The sequence below is a fragment of the Thiobacillus sp. genome, assembly GCA_024235835.1.
Classification (GTDB): Bacteria; Pseudomonadota; Gammaproteobacteria; order Burkholderiales; family Thiobacillaceae; genus PFJX01.
Window position 1 is genome coordinate 713,463 of sequence record JACKLQ010000001.1, and the last position, 21,567, is coordinate 735,029.

Annotated in this window: 16 protein-coding genes; 10 read left to right on the top strand and 6 right to left on the bottom strand. The window is 66.7% G+C overall.

Annotated features, from left to right (window positions below; all coding sequences use genetic code 11):
• The first annotated feature begins 53 nt into the window (after positions 1–53).
• The 4 genes from H6935_03515 (at position 54) to H6935_03530 (ending at position 5,492) form a co-directional block, all read left to right on the top strand.
• Entirely contained in the window at positions 54–1,532 is a 1,479-nt protein-coding gene (locus tag H6935_03515) for a sigma-54-dependent Fis family transcriptional regulator (GenBank protein MCP5277412.1), read from the top strand.
• Positions 1,525–2,535 (top strand): HupU protein, encoded by a 1,011-nt coding sequence (locus tag H6935_03520; protein ID MCP5277413.1) that lies wholly within the window; start codon positions 1,525–1,527, stop codon positions 2,533–2,535. The genes H6935_03515 and H6935_03520 overlap by 8 nt, the downstream gene beginning before the upstream one ends.
• Positions 2,536–2,695: 160 nt before the next feature.
• Positions 2,696–4,132 (top strand): nickel-dependent hydrogenase large subunit, encoded by a 1,437-nt coding sequence (locus H6935_03525; protein MCP5277414.1) that lies wholly within the window; start codon positions 2,696–2,698, stop codon positions 4,130–4,132.
• Positions 4,133–4,136: 4 nt separating this feature from the next.
• A complete protein-coding gene (locus H6935_03530) occupies positions 4,137–5,492 on the top strand; it encodes a PAS domain-containing protein (protein MCP5277415.1) in 1,356 nt (451 codons plus the stop codon).
• Between the two features lie 103 nt (positions 5,493–5,595).
• On the opposite strand, the gene purT is transcribed toward H6935_03530, so the two are convergent.
• A complete protein-coding gene (gene purT, locus H6935_03535) occupies positions 5,596–6,801 on the bottom strand; it encodes a formate-dependent phosphoribosylglycinamide formyltransferase (GenBank protein MCP5277416.1) in 1,206 nt (401 codons plus the stop codon).
• A 64-nt stretch (positions 6,802–6,865) separates the two neighbouring features.
• Here purT and H6935_03540 point away from each other — a divergent pair, with 64 nt between their 5' ends.
• The 3 genes from H6935_03540 to H6935_03550 all read left to right on the top strand — a co-directional run bounded on the left by H6935_03540 (position 6,866) and on the right by H6935_03550 (position 10,133).
• Positions 6,866–8,761: a FecR domain-containing protein gene (locus H6935_03540; protein MCP5277417.1), complete on the top strand. Its 1,896-nt coding sequence runs from the start codon at positions 6,866–6,868 to the stop codon at positions 8,759–8,761.
• Between the two features lie 28 nt (positions 8,762–8,789).
• Positions 8,790–9,779, top strand: a complete 990-nt coding sequence (locus tag H6935_03545; protein ID MCP5277418.1) for a GGDEF domain-containing protein — start codon at positions 8,790–8,792, stop codon at positions 9,777–9,779.
• A 63-nt stretch (positions 9,780–9,842) separates the two neighbouring features.
• Positions 9,843–10,133: a hypothetical protein gene (locus H6935_03550; GenBank protein ID MCP5277419.1), complete on the top strand. Its 291-nt coding sequence runs from the start codon at positions 9,843–9,845 to the stop codon at positions 10,131–10,133.
• Positions 10,134–10,372: 239 nt separating this feature from the next.
• On the opposite strand, the gene H6935_03555 is transcribed toward H6935_03550, so the two are convergent.
• Positions 10,373–11,461, bottom strand: coding sequence for an IS110 family transposase (locus H6935_03555; GenBank protein ID MCP5277420.1), 1,089 nt, complete (start codon positions 11,459–11,461; stop codon positions 10,373–10,375).
• Between the two features lie 120 nt (positions 11,462–11,581).
• On the opposite strand from H6935_03555, the gene H6935_03560 reads away from it, so the two are divergent.
• Positions 11,582–11,992: a hypothetical protein gene (locus H6935_03560; protein MCP5277421.1), complete on the top strand. Its 411-nt coding sequence runs from the start codon at positions 11,582–11,584 to the stop codon at positions 11,990–11,992.
• Between the two features lie 82 nt (positions 11,993–12,074).
• Here H6935_03560 and purL read toward each other — a convergent pair whose 3' ends face one another.
• The 3 genes from purL to H6935_03575 are packed head-to-tail and all read right to left on the bottom strand — an operon-like array spanning position 12,075 to position 16,765.
• Positions 12,075–16,055, bottom strand: coding sequence for a phosphoribosylformylglycinamidine synthase (purL, locus tag H6935_03565; protein MCP5277422.1), 3,981 nt, complete (start codon positions 16,053–16,055; stop codon positions 12,075–12,077).
• Between the two features lie 33 nt (positions 16,056–16,088).
• Positions 16,089–16,490 carry a response regulator gene (locus tag H6935_03570; protein MCP5277423.1) on the bottom strand — a complete coding sequence of 134 codons (402 nt, stop codon included), beginning with the start codon at positions 16,488–16,490 and terminating at the stop codon, positions 16,089–16,091.
• Between the two features lie 59 nt (positions 16,491–16,549).
• Entirely contained in the window at positions 16,550–16,765 is a 216-nt protein-coding gene (locus tag H6935_03575) for a hypothetical protein (GenBank protein MCP5277424.1), read from the bottom strand.
• Between the two features lie 62 nt (positions 16,766–16,827).
• Here H6935_03575 and H6935_03580 point away from each other — a divergent pair, with 62 nt between their 5' ends.
• Positions 16,828–17,664 (top strand): NAD(P)H-hydrate dehydratase, encoded by an 837-nt coding sequence (locus H6935_03580; protein MCP5277425.1) that lies wholly within the window; start codon positions 16,828–16,830, stop codon positions 17,662–17,664.
• Here H6935_03580 and H6935_03585 read toward each other — a convergent pair.
• On the bottom strand, positions 17,645–19,150 hold the full coding sequence (locus tag H6935_03585; GenBank protein ID MCP5277426.1) for a CYTH and CHAD domain-containing protein: 1,506 nt from the start codon (positions 19,148–19,150) through the stop codon (positions 17,645–17,647). The genes H6935_03580 and H6935_03585 overlap by 20 nt on opposite strands.
• Before the next feature lie 220 nt (positions 19,151–19,370).
• Between H6935_03585 and ppk1 the strand changes: the two genes are divergently transcribed.
• Positions 19,371–21,440: a polyphosphate kinase 1 gene (gene ppk1, locus H6935_03590; GenBank protein ID MCP5277427.1), complete on the top strand. Its 2,070-nt coding sequence runs from the start codon at positions 19,371–19,373 to the stop codon at positions 21,438–21,440.
• Positions 21,441–21,567 lie beyond the last annotated feature (127 nt).

A 21,567-nucleotide genomic window follows, 5' to 3' on the forward strand; every position in this document is an offset into this window, starting at 1 on the left:
ACAGGAGGGATTCCTGCGGGCCTGAAACACTTTGGTACCGAACGATCATGCCTATGAGCGCACCCTCCCTGCCCACCGTCCTGGTCGTCGATGACGAGGTCCGTTCCCAGGAGGCCCTGCGCCGCACCCTGGAGGAGGACTTCCAGGTGTTCACCGCCTCCAGCGCCGCCGAGGCCCGGGCCGTCATGGAGAGGGAAGGCATCCGGGAAGGTATCCATATCCTGCTCACGGACCAGCGCATGCCCGAGGTGAGCGGCGTGGAATTCCTGCGCCAGGTGCGCCAGGAGTGGCCGGACACGGTGCGCATCATCATCTCCGGCTACACGGACAGCGAGGACATCATCGCCGGCATCAACGAGGCGGGCATCTACCAGTACCTGCTCAAGCCCTGGCACCCGGAACAGTTGCTGCTCACCCTGAAGCGGGCCGCCGAGCTGTACCGCCTGCAACAGGAGAACTGCCAGCTGGCGGTGGAACTGCGGGCCGCCGAGCCGGTGCTGCGCAAGCACGTGGAAACCAGCCGGGCCCGGGTGAAGGAGGCCTTCAGCCTGGAGCGCATCGTGCGGGCCCCGGACAGCCCCATGCAGAGCCTGTGCGAACAGATCGCCAAGGCCGCCCGCTACGACGTGTCCATGCTGCTCATGGGGGAGTCCGGCACCGGCAAGGAACTGCTGGCCCGGGCCATCCACTACGCCAGCGGCCGGGCGGACCAGGCCTTCGTGGTGCAGAACTGCGGCGCCCTGCCGGACAACCTGCTGGAGTCGGAGCTGTTCGGCCACCGCAAGGGGGCCTACACCGGCGCCAGCGAGGACCGCATCGGCCTGTTCCAGACGGCCCACGGCGGCAGCCTGTTCCTGGACGAGATCGGCGAGACCTCCCCCGCCTTCCAGGTGAAGCTGCTGCGGGTGCTGCAGGAGGGCGAGTTCCGTCCCCTGGGCAGCAACCGGGCCCAGTCCGTGGACGTGCGGGTCATCGCCGCCACCAACCGGGACCTGGGGGAAGAGGTGCGGGCCGGGCGCTTCCGGGAGGATCTGTATTACCGCCTGGCCACCGTGCCCGTGCGGGTGCCGCCCCTGCGGGAGCGGCCCATGGACATCCCCCTGCTGGCCCGGGCCATCCTGGCCCAGGCCGCGCAGCAGCTGGGCTGCAAGGCCACGGGCTTCAGCCGGGAACTGCTGGATCATCTGATGGCCCGACCCTGGCCGGGCAACGTGCGGGAGCTGCAGAACGAGATCCGCCGCATGCTGGTCCTGGCGGACGGGCCGCGCCTGGGCATGGAGTCGGCCACATCCGGCCTGGACAACGCGCCCCGCGCCCCGGCCGCCGACGACCTGCGCAGCCGGGTGGAGGCGGTGGAAGCCGAGGCCCTGCGCCAGGCCATGGCCCGCCATCGCGGCAACCTGACCCGGGCGGCGGCGGAACTGGGCCTCACCCGCCTGGGGCTGCGCAACAAGCTGGACCGCCTGGGCGTGGCCCGGCCCCAGGCCCGGCGGGGCCGACCCCGGGACACGGAACGGGATACTGATGCCTGAACTCAACCTGCTCTGGCTCCAGTCCGGCGGCTGCGGCGGCTGCACCCTGTCCCTGCTCAACGCGGAACAGCCGGCCCTCATGGACCGGCTGGCGGACGCGAGTATCCGCCTGCTGTGGCACCCCAGCCTGTCGGAGGCCAGCGGCAACGAGGCCCTGGAGATCCTCCGCGCCTGCGCCGAGGGCCGGCAGCGGCTGGACATCCTCTGCCTGGAAGGCTCGGTGATGACGGGCCCCTCGGGCACCGGCCGCTTCCACATGCTGGCGGGCACGGGCCGGCCCATGATGGCCTGGGTCGAGGAGCTGGCGGCAAAAGCCGCCCATGTGCTGGCCGTGGGCACCTGCGCGGCCTACGGCGGCATCACCAGCGCCGGCATCACCGGCCCCAGTGTGGGGGCCACGGGCCTGCAATTCCATGGCGAGCATCCCGGCGGCCTGCTGCCGGCCAGCTTCCGCGCCGGCGCCGGCCTGCCCGTGGTGAACGTGGCCGGCTGCCCCACCCATCCGGGCTGGGTGCTGGACACCCTGCTGGCCCTGTCCATGAGACGCCTGACAGAAGATGATCTGGATGCCCTGCACCGTCCCCGTTTCTACGCGGATCACCTGGTCCACCATGGCTGCCCCCGCAACGAGTTCTACGAATTCAAGGCCAGCGCCGAGAAGGCCTCGGACCTGGGCTGCATGATGGAGAACATGGGCTGCAAGGGCACCCAGGCCCACGCCGACTGCAACACCCGCCTGTGGAACGGCAGCGGCTCCTGCCTGCGGGGGGGCTATGCCTGCATCTCCTGCACCGAGCCCCGTTTCGAGGAGCCGGGCCACCCCTTCACCGAAACCCCCAAGGTGGCGGGCATTCCCATCGGCCTGCCCAGCGACATGCCCAAGGCCTGGTTCGTGGCCCTGGCGGCCCTGTCCAAATCCGCCACGCCCAAGCGGGTGCGTGAGAACGCCACCTCCGACCACGTGGTGGTGACGCCGGCGGTGAAGAAGACGGGGTTGAAGTGAGGGAGGCGAGGATGCGTGGGCAGGGCTTCATACGGACTCAAATCCCCCCCCGCCCCCCTTTTCCAAAGGGGGGAGAAGCCCCCCACACCAGTCCCCCCCTTTGCAAAAGGGGGGCCAGGGGGGATTCCAGCGGCGCTTCCATTCCTTGGAGGATCGATTCATGACCACCCGCCTGGTGGGCCCCTTCAACCGCGTCGAAGGCGACCTGGAAGTCCGCCTGGAGACCGAAGGCGGCCAGGTGAAGGCCGCCTACGTCAACTCCCCCCTGTATCGCGGCTTCGAGCCCATGCTGTCCGGCAAGGCGCCGGGAGACGCCCTGGTCATCGTGCCCCGCATCTGCGGCATCTGTTCCGTGGCCCAGAGCGCGGCTTCCGCCTCGGCCCTGCGCGCACTCTCCGGCCTGGCCCTGCCGGACAACGGCCGCCTGGCCCACAACCTGGTGAGCGCCTGCGAAAACCTGGCGGACCACCTGAGCCACTTCTATCTGTTCTTCATGCCGGACTTCGCCCGGGACGGCTACACGGGCCGGCCCTGGTTCGAGCGGGTGGCAAAGCGCTTCAAGGCCAGCAGCGGCAGCGCCACGGCCGACGTGCTCCCCGCCCGGGCGGAATTCATGCACCTCATGGGCCTCATGGCCGGCAAATGGCCCCACACCCTGAGCCTGCAACCCGGCGGCACCGCCCGGCCCCTGGAGCAGGCGGAATGCCTTCAACTCACGGCGCTGCTGAGGGCCTTCCGCCGCTTCCTGGAGCGCCACGTGTTCGACGACAGCCTGGAAAGCGTGGGGGGTCTCGCCAGTCTTTCGGACCTGGCCGCCTGGCGGCAAAACAGGCATGGCGACCTGGCCCTGTTCCTGGAGGCGGCCGAGGACCTGGGCCTGGACAGGATCGGCCGGGCCACGGACGTGTTCCTCAGCTACGGCGCCTATGAGGAAGCCCACGGCCATCTGTTCGCCTCCGGCCTGTGGCGGGCGGCCCAAGGGCATCCCCTGGAACCCGATGCCATCGTGGAGGACCTGAGCCACGCCTGGCTGGCGGGGGATACCTCCTCTCCCGCCCAGGGCCAGACCCTGCCCCTGGCGGACAAGCCCGAGGCCTACACCTGGTGCAAGGCCCCCCGCTATAACGGCGGCGTAGCGGAGACCGGCGCCCTGGCGCGGCAAATGGTGGCGGGCCATCCCCTCATCCGGGAGCTGGTAAAAACCCACGGGGGCAGCGTCACCGCCCGGGTGCTGGCCCGGCTGCTGGAACTGGCCCTGGTGCTGCCCCGTATGGAGGCCTGGGCGCGGCAACTGGAGCCCAAGGCCCCCTGGTGCCACCACGGGGATCTGCCGGACGATGCATCCGGCACGGGCCTGGTGGAAGCGGCCCGGGGTTCCCTGGGCCACTGGCTCACGGTGAAGCACGGCCGCATCGCCAATTACCAGATCATCGCCCCCACCACCTGGAACTTCTCTCCCCGGGATGAGCAAGGCACCCCCGGCGCCCTGGAGCAGGCCCTGGCCGGCCTGCCCGCCCCCGAGGCCGAGGAGCCACCCCTGCTGGTACAGCATGTGGTCCGATCATTCGATCCGTGCATGGTCTGCACGGTGCACTGAAATCATGAACACGACGAAGTCGGCCAAGGATCACACCTCCCTGCCCTCCCCCCTGAGCGGCGAGGAAGGCCGCAAGGGCGAGGAGGCCTGGATCGAGGTCATCCACAAGATGGATGAGGTCTACAGCGACCTCTTGAAGTACGAGGTGGCCCTGGAGGAGAAGAACGCCGCCCTGGAGGAATCCCAGCGCTTCGTCCTGTCGGTGCTGTCCTCCATGTCCGACCTGCTGCTGGTGTGCGACCGGGAGGGCCGCATCGAGGTGGTGAACCAGGCCCTCATCAACTTCACGGGCAAAACCGAGGCGGCGCTGGTGGGCACCTCCCTGTTCGACCTGTTCCCGGACGAGGCCACCCGCATCACAGCACGCCAGTCCTTCGCCACCCGGGGCCTGAAGGGCCTGGCGGACTGCGAACTGGAACTGCTGGGCGCCGACACTGTGCCCGTGGCCGTGTCCTTCAACTGCATGCCCCGCCACAACCACCGGGGCGCCCTGCTGGGCATGGTGGTGACAGGCCGGCCCCTGGGCGAACTGCGCCGGGCCTACCAGGCCCTGCACGAGGCCCACGAGGACCTGAAGCGCACCCAGCAGCAACTCCTGCACTCGGAAAAGATGGCCTCCCTGGGCCGCCTGGTGGCGGGCGTGGCCCATGAGCTCAACAACCCCATCAGCTTCGTCCTGGGCAACGTCCACGCCCTGCGCCGCTATGCAGAACGCCTGGGCCAGTACATCCAGCTGCTGCACGGCGATCACAGCCCAGAGGAACTGGCCCGCCTGCGGGACGAGCTGCGCATCGACCGCATCGTGGAAGACCTGCCCTCCCTCATGGACGGCACCATCGAAGGGGCGGAGCGCACCCGGGACATCGTCGACAGCCTGAAACGTTTCTCCGTGGTAGACCGGGACCAGGCCCGCCCCTTCAATCTGGCGGAGGTGATCGAGCGTTCCGTCAACTGGGTGCGCAAGGCCGCTCCGGACCGCTTCCAGGTGGACCTGGACCTGCCCGAGGGCATCACCGTGGTGGGTTCCTCCGGCCAGATCCAGCAGGTGGTGATGAACCTGGTGCAGAACGCCAGCGACGCCACCGCCGACGTGGCCGAACCGCGCCTTACCATCACGGCGCGGCAAAGCGGGAATCAGGTGGAGGTGGGATTTCACGACAACGGCCCCGGCATTCCGGCAAGCCACCTGGCCCACATCTTCGAGCCCTTCTTCACCACCAAGCCCGTGGGCAAGGGCACGGGCCTGGGCCTGGCCATCAGTTACGGCCTGGTGGAAAAGCACGGCGGCCGCCTGGAGGCCGCCAACGCGCCCGAGGGCGGTGCCCTGTTCACCCTGAGCCTGCCCCTGGGCAAGCCCTGAACAATGTAGCCCGGAGGAGGCGAAGCCGAGTCCGGGAAAGCCCGTCGCACCGGTCCTGGACTCGTTGTACTCCTCCAGGCTACGGGTCTGTTGAGGCGTCCTCCTAGGCCTTCACCGGCCGTACCTTGCCGGCCGCTTTCTTGGCCCTTGCCCTGGCCTCGTCCGTGTCCTTGCCTTCCGCCAGGGCCACGCCCATCCGGCGGCGGAAGAAGGCCTCCGGCTTGCCGAACAGGCGGATGTCGGTACCCGGGACCCGCAAGGCCTCGTCCACGCCCTCGAAGCGGATGCCCTCCGCCTCCATGCCGCCGTAGATGACGGCGGAGGCACCGGGATTGCGCAGACTGGTGTCCACGGGCAGGCCCAGGATGGCCCGGGCGTGGAGCTCGAATTCGCTCTGCCGCTGGGTGGCCATGGTGACCATGCCCGTGTCGTGGGGCCGGGTGCTCACTTCCGAGAACCACACCTTGTCCCCCTTGATGAAGCACTCCACGCCGAACAGCCCCAGGCCCCCCAGGTTGTCGGTGACGGCCTTGGCGATGCGCCGGGCCTCCGCCAGGGCCTTGGCGGACATGGGCTGGGGCTGCCAGCTTTCCACATAGTCCCCCTTCACCTGCACGTGGCCGATGGGCTCGCAGAAGTGGGTTTCGATCCGCCCGTCAGCACCTTTGGCCCGCACGGTGAGCTGGGTGATCTCGTAGTCGAAGTCGATGAAGCCCTCGACGATGACCCGGCCCTTGTCCACCCGTCCGCCGCTGGCGGCATAACGCCAGGCCCCGGTCAGGTCCTCCTCGCTGTCCACCTTGCTCTGGCCCTTGCCGGAAGAGGACATGACGGGCTTCACCACGCAGGGGTAGCCGATGCCGTCCTTGCCTTCCACGGCGGCACGCAAGTCCTTCAAGGAGTCGGCGAAGGCGTAGGGCGAAGTGGGCAGCTTGAGTTCCTCGGCGGCCAGGCGGCGGATGCCTTCCCGGTTCATGGTGAGATTGGCGGCCCGGGCGCTGGGAATGACCGTGCAGAGGCCCGCCTTCTCCAGTTCCAGCAGGGTCTCGGTGGCAATGGCCTCGATCTCCGGCACCACCAGGTGGGGTTTCTCCGAGTCGATGAGGCGGGCCAGCACGTTGCCATCGCTCATGTCGATGGTCTGGGCATGATGGGCCACCTGGTGGCCCGGGGCGTTGTCGTAGCGGTCCACGGCGACGACTTCCACGCCCAGGCGCTGCAGGGCGATGATGACTTCCTTACCCAGTTCGCCCGCTCCCAGCAGCATGACCCGGGTGGCAAAGGGGGACAAAGGGGTTCCGATATGCATGTCGGCCAATCCAATCTATCGAACGTAAAATAGGCCTACCAAGGTTACCGTAAGAGCGCACCCCATGGCCGAACCTCATCGACACATCGCACTTCGCCTCATGGCGCTCGCCATGGCCGGTCTGCTCTTCCTGCCTTTGCCGGGCCACGCCGCCAGCGACTCAAGCGATTGGCAATACCTCACGGTACCCGGCGACACCCTCATCGGCATCGGCCAGCGCTACCTCAGGAATCCCGGCGACTGGCCCCGAATCCAGTCCGAGAACAGGGTGGACATTCCCAAGCGCATGCCCACCAACTTCCGCCTGCGCATCCCCGTGCAACTCCTCAAGGTCACCCCGGCCCCCGTGACCGTCACCTCGGTGACTGGCAACGTGCGCGCCAAGGGAGCCGATGGCCGCTTCCAGCCCCTCCAGGCCAACGCCCGGCTCATTGGCGGCGAGACCGTCATCACCGGTCCCCGCAGCAGTGCCGCGTTCCGTTTCGCCGATGGCACCACCCTCACCCAGCAGGCCTCCAGCCGCCTGGGCTTCGGCCGACTGGCGGCCTACGGCAACACCGGCATGATCTCCACGGAACTGAGCCTGGAGGCCGGTCGCCTGGAGGCCAGCGCCGCCAGGCAGCAGGCCCCCGCCGGCGGCTTCAGCGTACGCACCCCCGTGGCCGTGGCCGGTCTGCGGGGCACCGGATTCCGCCTCAACGTGGCGGAGGACGGCCAGCGCATGACCAACGAGGTCATGGAAGGCAGCGTCGCGGTGAGCGCCAAAGGCAAGGCCGTGGCCGTGAACGCCGGCTACGGCACCTACACCGAGGCAGGCAAGGCCCCGGTGCAGCCCCGGGAACTGCTGGCCCCGCCCGACGTAAGCGCCATGCCCGGCACGATCCAGCGCCAGCCACTGCAGTTCACCAAGCCGCCCCAGGCGGGCGCCGTGGCCTGGCGCGCCCGCGTGGCCGGGGACGAGGGCCATGGTTCGGTGCTGCTGGACGACGTATTCACGGGCCCCACGGCCCAATGGAGCGACAACCTACCGGACGGCACCTATTACCTGCTGGCCCGTGCCATCGACGAGGCGGGCCTGGAGGGCATGGAAAGCGTCCACGCCTTCATCCTGGATGTACACCCCATGCCCCCCGTGCCCATCGCCCCGGCCCTGGGAGAACGGTTCTACGTGCCCCAGTCCAACTTCGCCTGGACCGCCGTACCGGACGCCCACGGCTATGTGCTGCAGGTTTCCCCCACCCCGGAATTCAACAACGGCGTGCTGGAGCGCAAGCTGCCCCCGGTGGTCCAGCACCAGGAAGTCCTGACGGAAGGCGAATGGCACTGGCGGGTGGCCAGCCTGGACGACGCGGGCCGGATGCACCTTTTCAGCCCCCACCGGGCCTTCATCGTCAAACCCCTGCCCATACCCCCTGCCGACGCGCAGAGCAAGGCAGATGGCGGCAAGGCTCACTTCACATGGAGCACGGTCAAGGGCGCCGACAGCTACGGCATCGAGATCGCCAGGGACCGGAAGGTGGTGGCCAGCAAGCAAGCCAGGGAAACCGCCGCCTTCGCGGTACTGGAGCCGGGCAAGTACCACTGGCGGGTGCGGGGACACGAGGAGGATGGCCAGGCCGGCGGCTGGAGCCCCCACAATGTGGTGATCCTGCCCCCGCCCCCCCCCACGGACTTGCGGGTGGACGCCAAGGCCACGCCACCCGGCGTGGCCTGGCAGGGCAAGGCCAAGCGCTACCGCGTGGAAGTGGCACCGGAACCCGCCTTCGCCAACCCCGTCCTGAGCATGGTCACAGACGCCTCCAGTGCTGTCCTGAAGGACCTGCAACCCGGCGACTACCACGTCCGGGTCATCGCCCTGGGCGAGGACGGTGTTGCAAGCCTGCCCAGCCCGGCCGTGGCCTTCACCCTGGAGCGGCAGGTGCCCTGGTGGATGTTGCTGTTCATGCTCCCCGTCCTCTGACCCTTTTCATTCTGAGCTGAAAAACATCATGGAAGCCACCAGCCCGGAACTCATCCACGAGGTCCTGGAGTCCATCGTCCTGCTCACGGAGCAACGAGACCAGCGTTCCCTGGAACACAGCCTGTTCCATTCCCTGGAGGAAATGCTGGAGGGTGTGGAATGCCAGGTGCTGGAATTCCGGGAATCCGGCGATTTCCACGTCATCCACACCACCCAGGAAGGCCACGACCTGCCCGATGCCATCCTGGACATGGCTCTGGACATGGCGGGCATGGAAGAAACCCGCAACACCCAACTGGGCGGCATGTCCTTCCTGCTGGTCAATCTCACCGTGCACGACCTGACAGCCAGGCGTGTGCTGGTGCTGTGGCGGACCACCTGGGACGACACCGACACCCGCCTGGCCCTCGGCATGGTGCGGGTTTACATGAACTTCACCCGCCTGCTGTTCGACAGCGAGAAGGACACCCTCACCGGCCTTTACAACCGCAAGCGCCTGGAGCGACGCCTGGCGGAGATCACCACCGCCCACCTCAACAGCCGGCGCCAGGAAGACCGCACCGGCCGGGGGGAGTACCTGGCCCTGCTGGACCTGGACCGCTTCAAGAAGGTCAACGACAAGCACGGTCATCTCATCGGCGACGAGGTACTCATCATCTTCGCCAACATCCTGCACCAGAGCCTGCGGGAATCCGACATGTGCTTCCGCTACGGCGGCGAGGAATTCCTCATCCTGCTCCAGGACGTCACCCGGGAACACGCCCAGTCCGCTCTGGATCGCATCCGCCACAATGTGGAAAGCCATGGCTTTCCCCAGGTGGGCAAGGTCACCGTCAGCGTCGGTTTCAGTGCCATCGACTGCCAGTTGCAGCCGGCCAGCCTCAGCATCGTCGAGGCCGACCGGGCCCTCTATTTCGCCAAGGCCCACGGGCGCAACCAGGTGCGGGACTACCAAGCCCTGGTGGAAGCCGGGCTGCTCAACCCGCCCCAGCAGGATGGGGGAATGGAGCTCTTCTAGGATCGGGGCAGAGCAGGCACCGCCCCCCCCGGGTTGGCACTTCGACAACGGCGGTTCACCAGCATGTTCAAATTTGCACGGAAATTCGACAAGAGAATCCTGCGCGCGTCCGTCGCGAAGCGGTACATCCGCGGCGAAGGCATCGAGATAGGCGCTCTCGGCACGCCCTTGAAGGTTCCAAGGGGTGCCAGGGTGCAGTACGTGGACAGGATGTCGAAGAGCGCCTTGTACGAACAATATCCAGAACTCAAGGGGAGGTCCCTGGTGGATGTCGAGTGCATCGACGACGGAGAGGTGCTCCAGCACATTCCTAACAACTCGTATATGGACTCCCCCCAAAAGCAAGAGCGTTGATCGATAAGAATGACAGGGAGGAAACGCATGCAGTCGTATATCCGGCATCTGGAGTGGGTTCTGAATGACCCGTGCCGACATGGAATCTGCCCACGGGGCGCCAATCGGTACAAGCGGCTGCTGGGGAGCCGGCAGTGTTATCGGCGTCAATCCGTGTGGGTGCGACCTCTTTAGCCATGATGGGCGATCAGTCTCTTGGCAAACGCGGGGTGGGAAACACTGTTTTCTCCTTGCTGAACCTATTGGGCGATGGCGAACGCGGTGCGTTCGATCTTCTTGTTCGGCCGGCTGACCGGCTGGCCGTAGGGCGCGGCATCCCGGAGCACGGCAAAGCAGATGCGCGCCAGCTTGTTGGCCAGGGCGCAGGCCGCCTTGTTGTGGTTGGCCCGTGCCTGCACCTCAAGCGCCCAGGTGCGCAGGCCATCCAGGCTCCGGTTCGCCTGTCGGGCCACGTAGGCCGCGCGCAGCACGGCTCTCGCCCCGTGGGTCAACAGCATCCTCAGGTAACGGTCGCCCTTCTTCGAGATGCGCCCCAGGGTCCGGCTGTTGCCGGACGAGAATTCCCTCGGCGTGAGACCGAACCAGGACGCGAAGTGGCGGGCATCCTTGAAGTGGGCCACCGAGCCGCCGGTGGCGGCGACCATCGCCGTGGCGGTGAGCAGGCCAATACCCGGCACGGTGAGCAGGTGGGCACAGGCCGGACTGTGACGGGCGGCATCGGTCAGTTCCCGTTCCATTTGGGCGATGCGTTGTTCCAAAAGGCGTATTTCCTCGATGAGCCGGTTCATGGCGCCCCGGATCAGCCCGGGGATACGCACCTCGGGATCGGCCAATGCCCGGCTGATTGCCTCGACGCCGGTGCGCGCCCCCTGTGGAATGACCAAGCCGAATTCCCGGCAGAAACCGCGCAAGGCGTTGATGCGGGCGGTTCGCGTGCTCATCCAGAGGGAACGGATGCGGTGCAGGCCTTGCAAGGCCTGCTGCTCTTCCGACTTGATCCGCACGGGCACGATGTCGGACGCGCGAGCCGCTTCAAGCAGGGCGCGGGCATCGGCGGCGTCAGTCTTGTTGCGCTTCACGTAGGCGCGGACATAGGCGGCGGGCAAAAGCAGGACCCGGATGCCCAGGCCGGCCAGGCGCCGGCCCCAGTAGTGGGCGGAACCGCAGGCTTCCATGATCACGGTGTCGATATCGCGGTTGTCGAACCAGCGCTCAAACTGGGCGCGGGTGAGGCGGTGGGATTCGACTACCTTCCACTGCGCATCGGCGACGGCGAGTTGGAAAATGGATTTGGCCAGATCAACGGCTACGGTTGTACTAGCTTTCATGGTGGACTCCTTTCGTCTCAACCTGATCCCCAACCCTTGGTAGATCATTGGTGCTTAGACACCGCGATAAGGCGGGGGGAGTCCATCCCATCAGTTGACTTCATCATCGCGAACCACTTCATGGAGCATTGCCAGGACTTTCTTGGCACATTGCTCGTGCACGCTGGGAAGCTCAGGCCCGGTGGTCGCTTGTATTACGCGATTCCCAACCGTCTGTTCACCTTTGACAGGGATAGGCCGAACACCACGATCGAACACCTGGTTCTGGACCATGAGCAAGGACCCAGCTTGAGCAAGCGTGATCACTACCTGGAATGGGTTCATCTCGTCGCGAAGACACCCGCTCACAAAGCAGGAGCCTACGCCCAGTCTCTGATGGACGCCGCATACTCGATCCACTTTCACGCATGGGACGCAAGGGCCCTGCTCCACTGCCTGACCGCGGGAATCGAGTACTTGAGGTTTCCCGGATCAGTCGTTCACTTCGAAATGAATGGCCACGAAGTGATCTGCCTGATCGAAAAGGAATAGCCTGCAGACGGGCGGATACCGGTGCTCAACATGGATTGGTCCCGTTGCCGGAAGACTTCGCGTCGCTCAGCCCCACTTACTATCACCCCACCCACTTCCGGGCATTGCGGAACAGCCGCAGCCAGGGACCGTCCTCCTGCCATGCATTTGCGTTCCAGTCGTCGGGTCGCCAGGAATGCTGCACGGCGCGGAAGACCCGCTCCGGGTGGGGCATCATGATGGTGAAGCGGCCATCGGGAGTGGTGAGGCCGGTGATGCCCTTGGGGGAGCCGTTGGGGTTGAGGGGGTAGGCCTCGGTCTTCCTGCCCCGGTTGTCCACGTAGCGCAGGCAGTCCTGGGCGGCCTGGCGTTGCGTCTTGCTGTCGAATACCGCCCTGCCCTCGCCATGGGCCACGACGATGGGCATGCGGGAGCCAGCCATGCCGTCGAACAGGATGGAAGGTGACTCGGGCACCTCCACCATGACGAAGCGAGCCTCGAACTGCTCCGACAGATTCCGTTCAAACCTCGGCCAATGCTGGGCGCCGGGAATGATGCCCTTGAGGCGGCTCATCATCTGGCAGCCGTTGCAGACGCCCAGTGCGAAGCTGTCTTCCCGCTGGAAGAAGGCCTCGAACTCGTCCCGGGCGCGCTGGTTGTGGAGGATGGATGCGGCCCAGCCGCCCCCCGCCCCCAGCACGTCGCCGTAGGAGAACCCGCCGCAGGCGGCCAGGCCCTTGAAGCCTTTGAGCTTCTCCCGGCCGGAAAGGATGTCGCTCATGTGCACGTCCACGGGGGTGAAGCCGGCCCGGTGGAAGGCGGCGGCCATTTCCACCTGGCCGTTGACGCCCTGCTCCCGCAGGATGGCCACCTTGGGCTGGGTGCGCTTGGACTTCACGAAAGGAGCCGCGACATTTTCGTTGGGGTCAAAAGTCAGCCTGGCGTGGAGGCCCGGGTTCTTCTTGTCGGTGAGACCCTTGAATTCCTCGTCGGCGCAGGCGGGGTTGTCCCGCAGGCGCTGCATGCGCCAGGTGGTTTCGGACCAGGCAGCCAGCAGGGCTTCCCGCTTCTCGTCGAACACGGCCTTGCCTTCCCGCTTGATGCGCAGGCGGTCCTTCTTGTTGGGCTGGCCGATGATGTAGAACTCGTCCCGCAGGTCGGCGTCGATGAAGGCGTTGATGATGTCGCCCGTGTCCTTCCTGCGCACCTGGATCACGGCACCCAGTTCCTCGTTGAACAGGATGCCGAACAAACGGCTGGTGTAGGGCTCGTGGGGGTCGGGGGCGTCTTCCACGTCTTCCATGATGTCGTCGTGGAGGCGGTGGTAGCGCAGCTCGTCCACGTCCAGGTCCACGCCGCAGCGGCCGGCGAAGGCCATTTCCGCCACGGTGGCGAACAGGCCGCCGTCAGCCCGGTCGTGGTAGGCCAGCAGCTTGCCTTCCCTGTTCAGCTTCTGGATGAGGGCGAAGAAGCGCTTCAGGCGTTCCGGGTCCACCACGTCGGGGCAACTGTCCCCCAGCTCGCCGTAGACCTGGCCCAGGATGGAGCCGCCCAGGCGGTTGTGGCCCCGGCCCAGGTCCAGCAGGATCAGGTCCGTGTCGCCGCAGTCGGTGCGCAGTTGGGGTGTGAGGGTGCGGCGGGCGTCCGTCACTGGCGCGAAGGCGGTGACGATCAGCGACAGGGGCGCCACCACAGCCTTCTTCTCACCGTTCTCTTCCCAGCGACTGGCCATGGACATGGAGTCCTTGCCCACGGGAATGCTGATCCCCAGGGCCGGGCAAAGCTCCTTGCCCACGGCCTGCACGGTGTCGTACAGGGCCGCGTCCTCGCCCGGGTGGCCGGCGGCGCACATCCAGTTGGCGGACAGGCGGATGTCGCCGATGTCGTTGACGTTGGCCGCCGCCAGGTTGGTGATGGACTCGCCGATGGCCATGCGGCCCGACGCGGGACCGTCGATGAGGGCGATGGGAGTGCGTTCCCCCAGGGCCATGGCCTCGCCCAGGTTGGTGTCATAGCCCAGGGTGGTGACGGCCACGTCCGCCACAGGCATCTGCCAGGGGCCCACGAACTGGTCCCGGGCGGTGTAGCCGCCCACGGTGCGGTCGCCGATGGTGATGAGGAAGGTCTTGTTGGCCACGGTGGGATGGCGCAGCACCCGGTAGGCGGCCTCCACCAGGTCCAGGCCCTCGGCGGTGAAGGGCTTGAGGACGGAGGCCACGTGCTTCACGTTGCGAGTCATCTTCGGTGGCTTGCCCAGGAGCACGTCCATGGGCATGTCCACCGGCTTGTTCTTGAACAGCCGGTCCTCGACGACCAGCTGGTTCTTCCGCGTCGCCTTGCCCACCACTGCGAAGGGGCAGCGCTCCCGCTCGCAGATCGCCTTGAACAAGTCCAGAGATTCGGGGCCGATGGCCAACACGTAGCGTTCCTGGGCCTCGTTGCTCCAGATCTCCCGGGGCGACATGCCAGGTTCCAGGCTGGGCACGTCCCGCAGCTGGAAGGTGGCGCCCAGGCCCGCGCCGTGGGCCAGTTCCGGCATGGCGTTGGAGATGCCGCCGGCCCCCACGTCATGGACGGAGAGGATGGGGTTGGCCTCGCCCAGCTGCCAGCAACGGTCGATGACCTCCTGGGCGCGGCGCTGGATTTCCGGGTTGCCCCGCTGCACGGAATCGAAGTCCAGGGCCTCGGCATTGGTGCCGGCCCCCATGCTGGAGGCGGCGCCGCCCCCCAGGCCGATGAGCAGGCCAGGGCCGCCCAACTGGATCAGCAGGGTGCCGGGCTTGAAGTCCAGCTTGTGGATGTGATCTTCGCGGATGTTGCCCACGCCGCCCGCCAGCATGATGGGCTTGTGGTAGCCCCGCACCTGGCCATCGGGGGTGTCCATCTCGAACGTGCGGAAGTAGCCGGTGAGGTTGGGCCGGCCGAATTCGTTGTTGAAGGCGGCGGCGCCCAGGGGGCCCTCGATCATGATGTCCAGGGCGGAGACGATGCGGTCGGGCTTGCCGTGGTCCTTCTCCCAGGGCTGCTCGGCGCCGGGGATGCGCAGGTTGGACACCGTAAATCCACATAGCCCGGCCTTGGGCTTGGAACCCTGGCCCGTGGCGCCCTCGTCCCGAATCTCGCCGCCGGAACCCGTGGCCGCGCCCGGGAAGGGAGAGATGGCGGTGGGGTGGTTGTGCGTTTCCACCTTCATGAGGATGTGGGTGGGCTCGGTGTGGTAGCCGTACACGCCCTTTTCGTCCTGGTAGAAGCGGCCGATGGTGGCCCCCTCGATCACCGAGGCGTTGTCGGTGTAGGCGGACAGGGTGCCTTGCGGACGCAGCTTGTGGGTGTGGCGGATCATGCCGAACAGGGACTCGTCCTGCTTCTTGCCGTCGATGACCCAGTCGGCGTTGAAAATCTTGTGGCGGCAGTGCTCCGAATTGGCCTGGGCGAACATCATCAGTTCCACGTCCGTGGGATTGCGCCCGGCCTTGGTGAAGTTCTCCACCAGGTAGTCGATCTCGTCGGGGGACAGGGCCAGGCCCCAGTCCCTGTTGGCCTTTTCCAGTGCTTTTTTACCCAAACCCGTGCCCGCCTTGACACCGCCCTTGAGCACATCCACGGTCTTGAAGGGGGGCGCTTCCACGTGGTGGAACAGCTTCTGCGCCTCGACCTCGTCCAGCAGCACGCTCTCGGTCATGCGGTCGTGGAGGGCGGGCAGCACGGCATCCAGGTCCAGGGTCCTGCCCTTCCTGGCGGTGATGGTCCAGCTCACGCCCCGCTCGATGCGGCTGATGGCGGTGAGGCCGCAGTTGGCGACGATGTCCGTGGCCTTGGAGGACCAGGGGGACACGGTGCCCAGGCGGGGAGTCACCAGGATGGCGGGTTTCTCGGGCGTGTGGGCCTCGGCGTGGAGCAGTTCGCACAGGAAGGCCAGATCTGCTTCTGCCAGATCATCGCCAAGCTCCACGAAATAGCGGAACCGGGCCTCCAGGCCCTTTACGCCCCGGGGCTTCAGGGCCTCCAGCAGCTTGGTGATGCGGAAATCGGAATATGCGGGTGCGCCGGAAAGAAACAGAACGCGGGAGTCAACACGGGACATGGACCTACCCAAGGCATGGGAAAGGTCGGGATTTTAGCTGAAGGGCGAGTCGCCCGGCCCCTTCAGGGCGGCCCGGATGGCGGGGCCCACGCGCCCGGCCTTGAAGGGCTTGATGATGTAGCCGGCGGCGCCGAAGCTAACGGCTTCCCGCACCGTGGCCATGGAAGCATCGCCGGTGATCATCACCACCTTGGTGTCCGGCGCGGCCCGCTGCATGGCCTTCAGCACATCCAGTCCGGACATGCCAGGCATGTTGACGTCCAGGCACACCACGTCCGGGTTCAGCTTGCCCAACTGGCTCAGGGCGCCCTGGCCATCCCGGGCCTCCCCCACCACAGTGAAACCGTCATCCCGCAGGATGGCCTTCAATACCTCCCGCATCAGGGTGTCGTCATCAACAACAAGGACATTCGGTGATTTATCGTTTGGCGGCATGGGCGGTACGAAAAAAAGACCGGCGCAGCCGGTCCCTGACAAGTCTTGCTATGGCGGGATTATTTCCCAGATTTCCCCTGACCGGGCAATTTTTCCATGTAGTCGAGGCCACAGTAGTGGGCCAGGAAATCCCGGCCCTCGCTGCTTTCCAGCAAAATGTCGCCAAATTCATCCATGACATCGCTGCAAGGCAGTTCCATGCAAGCCTCGTCCAGGTCGCAGGATGTGACCGGCCCGCCGGCCGATGTGAGGGGTGAAAGGATGGGGTGTTCCATGACATCCTCCTGCCAAAGGTGTGTAACACTTTTTATAGGCCCATGAATTCAATAAAAAAACCATGCTGAAAATATGCCATAGCACCCTTCCCGCCCGGCTAGCGCCCAGAAAGGTCGTCTGCAACAAGGGCGACTTCGGTGCCGTGGGCGTGGTGGGCGGTGCTGCCGGCACGGTGGGAGCCGCCCTGCTGGCCGCCCGGGCGGCCCTGCTGTGCGGTGCCGGAAGGGTCTTCGCGGGCCTGCTGGACGAACGGGTGGCGGTGGATGCCGCAACCCCGGAGCTCATGCTTACCCTGCCGGACCAGGCCATGGCTCTGCCGTCGCCCGCCTGCCTGGTGGCAGGCCCAGGCCTGGGCCAGTCCGGCGCCGCCCGCCACTGGCTGGAAAAGGCCCTGACCGTTCCCCAGCCCCTGCTTCTGGACGCGGACGCCCTGAACCTGCTGGCCCGGGACGAGGCCCTGGTGGCCTCCCTGGCCGTCCGCCGCGCCCCGACCCTGATCACCCCCCACCCCGGCGAGGCCGCGCGGCTATTACGCACCACGGCCGCCGAGGTGCAGGCAAACCGGCATGACGCCTTGCTGGCCCTTTCCCAGCGCTGTTACGCCAGCGTTGTGCTCAAGGGCCCTGCCACCCTGGTCCTGGGAGAGGACGGCATCCCCTGGCGAAATACCACGGGCAATCCCGGCATGGCGGCACCGGGCATGGGAGACGTGCTGTGCGGCATCATTGCAGCCCTGGCGGCCCAGGGCATGAGCCTGGACCACGCGGCGGTGGTGGGTGTCTGGTTGCATGGGGCGGCGGGAGACAAGGCCGCGTCCCAGAAGCGCGGGCCCGTGGGACTCACCGCGTCCGAGGTGGCCCAGGCGGCCCGGGACGTCCTCAACGCTTCCCTGGCCTGATCCCGGCTTTACCCGTCTTGGCGTGCCAGAAGGGCCTGGAGCGTGCCAATGCCCGCCAGGCCTTGCCGCCGCCCTGGCCCCGACCTTCCCGTTCACCGGCCAGCACGCCCACCAATCGCCCCGCATCGAAGCGCATGGCCTGGGAACGGGTCCCGAGGCCGCTCACCATTCGGGAGGCCACCACGTTGTCCTGCAGGGCTCCCAGATGTTCCTGCAGGCTGGCCAGGCGATCCATGAACTTCCGCTGGCCTGCGAAAGCGCTGCCCAGCACATCCGCCGTATAGCGCAGGCGCTTGGCGGCGATGCGCAGCCGGTGGCGCTGGGCCGCATCCAGGCCATCGAATCCCCTGCCCCGCTTGAGCACGCCCTGCCAGCGGGTCTCCAGGCAGGCTGCTGCCCAGGTGCGCATCAACTCGGCGGCTGGAGACGGAACCAGCAGATCCCGGCCAATCTCCAGCACCAGTCGTGCAAAGACCGGGCTGGCGATAGCCGCCTGGGCCGCATCCCTGGCGGCCTGGCCCTCGCGGCCCAGCCGCAGCTTCATGGCCCGGCCCAGGGGGGGGGCCTGGAGGGTGGCATCCAGCCGGGGCAGAGTCTCGTGCAGCAGCACGTCCCAGTCCCGGGCGCCGTTCAGGTCCCCCATGACGTCCTTCAGGCCCTTGTCCCAGGCGGGCCTTGCACGGCCCAGGCTGGCGGCCAGGCCGGCCATGGTGCGCAGGCGGCGCAGACCGATGCGCAACTGGTGCAGGTATTCGGTCTCATCAGGCGCGACGAGGAAACCCGGCACGTTACCCACCATCTGCACCAGGGCCGCCTCCGCCAGCAGCGCCCAGGACTGGCCCGCCAGCATTCCCGGGGCCAGGCCGGGGGCGACGGCCTTCACAGGCCCGGGGGTCACGGCCCCAGCCAAGGCATAGCCCCGGGCCGCCTTGCTGCGTGGCTCCACACCCAGGGGTACGTGGTCCAGCAGGGCCAGGGCCAGGTCGAACAAGGCCTCCCTGGGGCCGGCCTTCAATTCGATCTCCACCTCGCTAAGGGGCAAGACCTGCTCGCCGCCCCGGATCTCTCCCAAATCCAGAGCCACTTCCATCCGCGCGCCGCCGTGGGCCACCAGCCATGTGGTGCGGCGAAAGTCCGTGGCGAAAGCCGGGCCGATGAGGTCCGTGTCCAGGCCTTTCAGCAGGGAAATAGCCTCCTTCGGCAGGAGGGCCAGGTCGTGATGGCCCCGGGCCAGTTCCACTTCCCATTCGGGCCGCCGCGTCAGGGCACCCACCGATGGAGCCTCCGCCTTGAGGGTCTGCAGCCATTGGCTGCCCGCCTTGCGCACCCGGAAGGCGATGCGCCGCCGTACCAGATCCCAGGCAGGCGTGTCCAGGTAGACGCTGTGCAGGTGGCGAGTAGCGGCCTTGACGCCGGCCAGCGGGGGGGCGTGCCGTAACCTGGTCGCGTGGACCGGGTCCAGGGAAAGCTTGAGTTCGACTTCCATGTCAGTACTCTCCAGGCCGCCTCAAGGGGGTTGCTCTCCCCTGGCGCATTGCGGCAGGGAACTCACGGCGCTCAGCGCCTTGCCTTGCGGGAGGCCTGACACGCCAACCGGACCTCCGCCAGGGGGAAGGTGAGGGAACCGTTTCATTTCAGGAGCGCGATAGATGGAGCTGGGGGTTTGAAGTTAGCATCAGACGGTCATCCATGTGTTACAGACCTCCATGAGCCTGCCCCTGCCCGCCCCCGAACACCTGATCAACCGCGAACTCGGCATCCTGGAATTCAACCGCCGGGTGCTGGCCCAGGCCGAGGACAAGAACACACCCCTGCTGGAGCGCCTGCGCTTCCTGTGCATCTTCTCCAGCAACATGGACGAGTTCTTCGAGATTCGCGTGGCGGGCCTGAAGGAGCAGCTGCGGCTCAACCCGGGCATGAAGGGGCCGGACGGCCTGACCGTGCGCCAGGCCTACGGGCAGGTGGCCCAGGTGGCCCATGGGCTGGTGGCGCGCCAGTACGAGCTGCTGAACAAGTCCGTGCTGCCCATGCTGGAGGACGAGGGCATCCGGTTCCTGCGCCGCACCCACTGGAACGAGACCCAGGCCCAGTGGATCCGGGACTACTTTTTCCGGGAACTGATGCCGGTGCTCACCCCCATCGGCCTGGACCCGGCCCACCCCTTTCCCAACGTGCTCAACAAGAGCCTGAACTTCGCGGTGGAACTAACCGGCAAGGATGCATTCGGCCGCAACTCCGGCGGCGCGGTGGTGCAGGCCCCCCGCAGCCTGCCCCGGGTCATCCAGATGCCCGCCGCCATCGCCGGCTGCGAATACGGCTTCGTGTTCCTGTCTTCCATCCTCCACGCCCACGTGGGGGAACTGTTCGCCGGCATGGAAGTACTGGGCTGCTATCAGTTTCGCGTCACGCGCAACTCCGACCTGTTCGTGGACGACGAAGAGAACAAGAACCTGCGGGAACAGCTCCAGGGGGAACTGCCCCACCGCCACTTCGGCGACGCCGTGCGCCTGGAGGTGGCGGACAACTGCTCCGAGGACATGACCAACTTCCTGCTGGGCCAGTTCAGCCTGGAACGGGAAGACCTTTACCAGGTCCACGGCCCCGTGAACCTGGTGCGTCTCATGCAGGTGCCGGACCGGGTGGAAAAGCCGGACCTGAAATTCCCCCCCTTCACCCAGGGCACGCCCGCGCCCCTGTTGAAGCAGCCGGACATCTTCAAGGCCATCAGCAAGGGCGACATCCTGTTGCACCACCCCTTCCAGAGCTTCCAGCCGGTGACGGAATTCATCCGCCAGGCGGCAGAAGACCCCAACGTGCTGGCCATCCGCCAGACCGTGTACCGCACCGGCACCGACTCTGAACTCATGCGCCACCTCATCAAGGCCGCCCAGCGCCAGAAGGAAGTGACGGTGGTGGTGGAACTGCTGGCCCGCTTCGACGAGGAGGCCAACATCAACTGGGCCCAGAAACTGGAGGAAGCCGGCGCCCACGTGGTTTACGGCGTGGTGGGCTACAAGACCCACGCCAAGCTGGCCCTGGTGGTGCGCCGGGAAGACGGAAAACTGAAACGTTACTGCCACCTGGGCACCGGCAATTACCACGCCCGCACCGCCCGCCTCTACACCGACTTCGGCCTGCTCACCTGCAACCAGGAACTCTGCCAGGACGTGAGCGACGTGTTCCAGCAGATCACCGGCCTGGGCGACGCGGGGGTCCATAGCCACCTGCTGCAATCTCCCTTCACCATGCATTCCAGCATGGTGAAGGCCATCCAGAACGAGGCGGAGCGGGCCCGGGCCGGGGAAAAGGCCATCATCGCCGCCAAGATGAATGCCTTGCTGGAACCCAGGATCATCGCCGCCCTGTACGACGCGTCCCAGGCCGGAGTGCAGGTCGACCTCGTCATCCGCGGCGTGTGTGCCCTGCGCCCGGGCATCCCCGGGGTGTCGGACAACATCCGCGTGCGTTCAGTCATCGGCCGCTTCCTGGAGCACCACCGCATCTTCTACTTCTGGAACGGCGGCCAGGAGGACGTGTACCTGGCCAGCGCCGACTGGATGGACCGCAACTTCTTCCGCCGCATCGAGACCGGCTTCCCCCTGCTGGACCCCAGGGTAAAGAAGCGGGTCATCAACGAGGGCATCAAGCCCTACCTGAAGGACAACGTGCTGAGCTGGGAGATGGAACCCGACGGCAGCTTCCACAAACGCGCCCGCCGGGGCCGGGGCTTCGATGCCCAGGCCCATCTGCTGCACCTGCTGGGGGGCAAAGGGTAGGCTTCTCGGCCTGGCGTTTGTTGACCCTGCCCTCGTCTCAAGGCAGTCATTGCCAGGACATCCTGACTCCATGGCTCGGAAATTACACCGTGTGCATGACGGACCGCTACGCCATCCGATAACACAG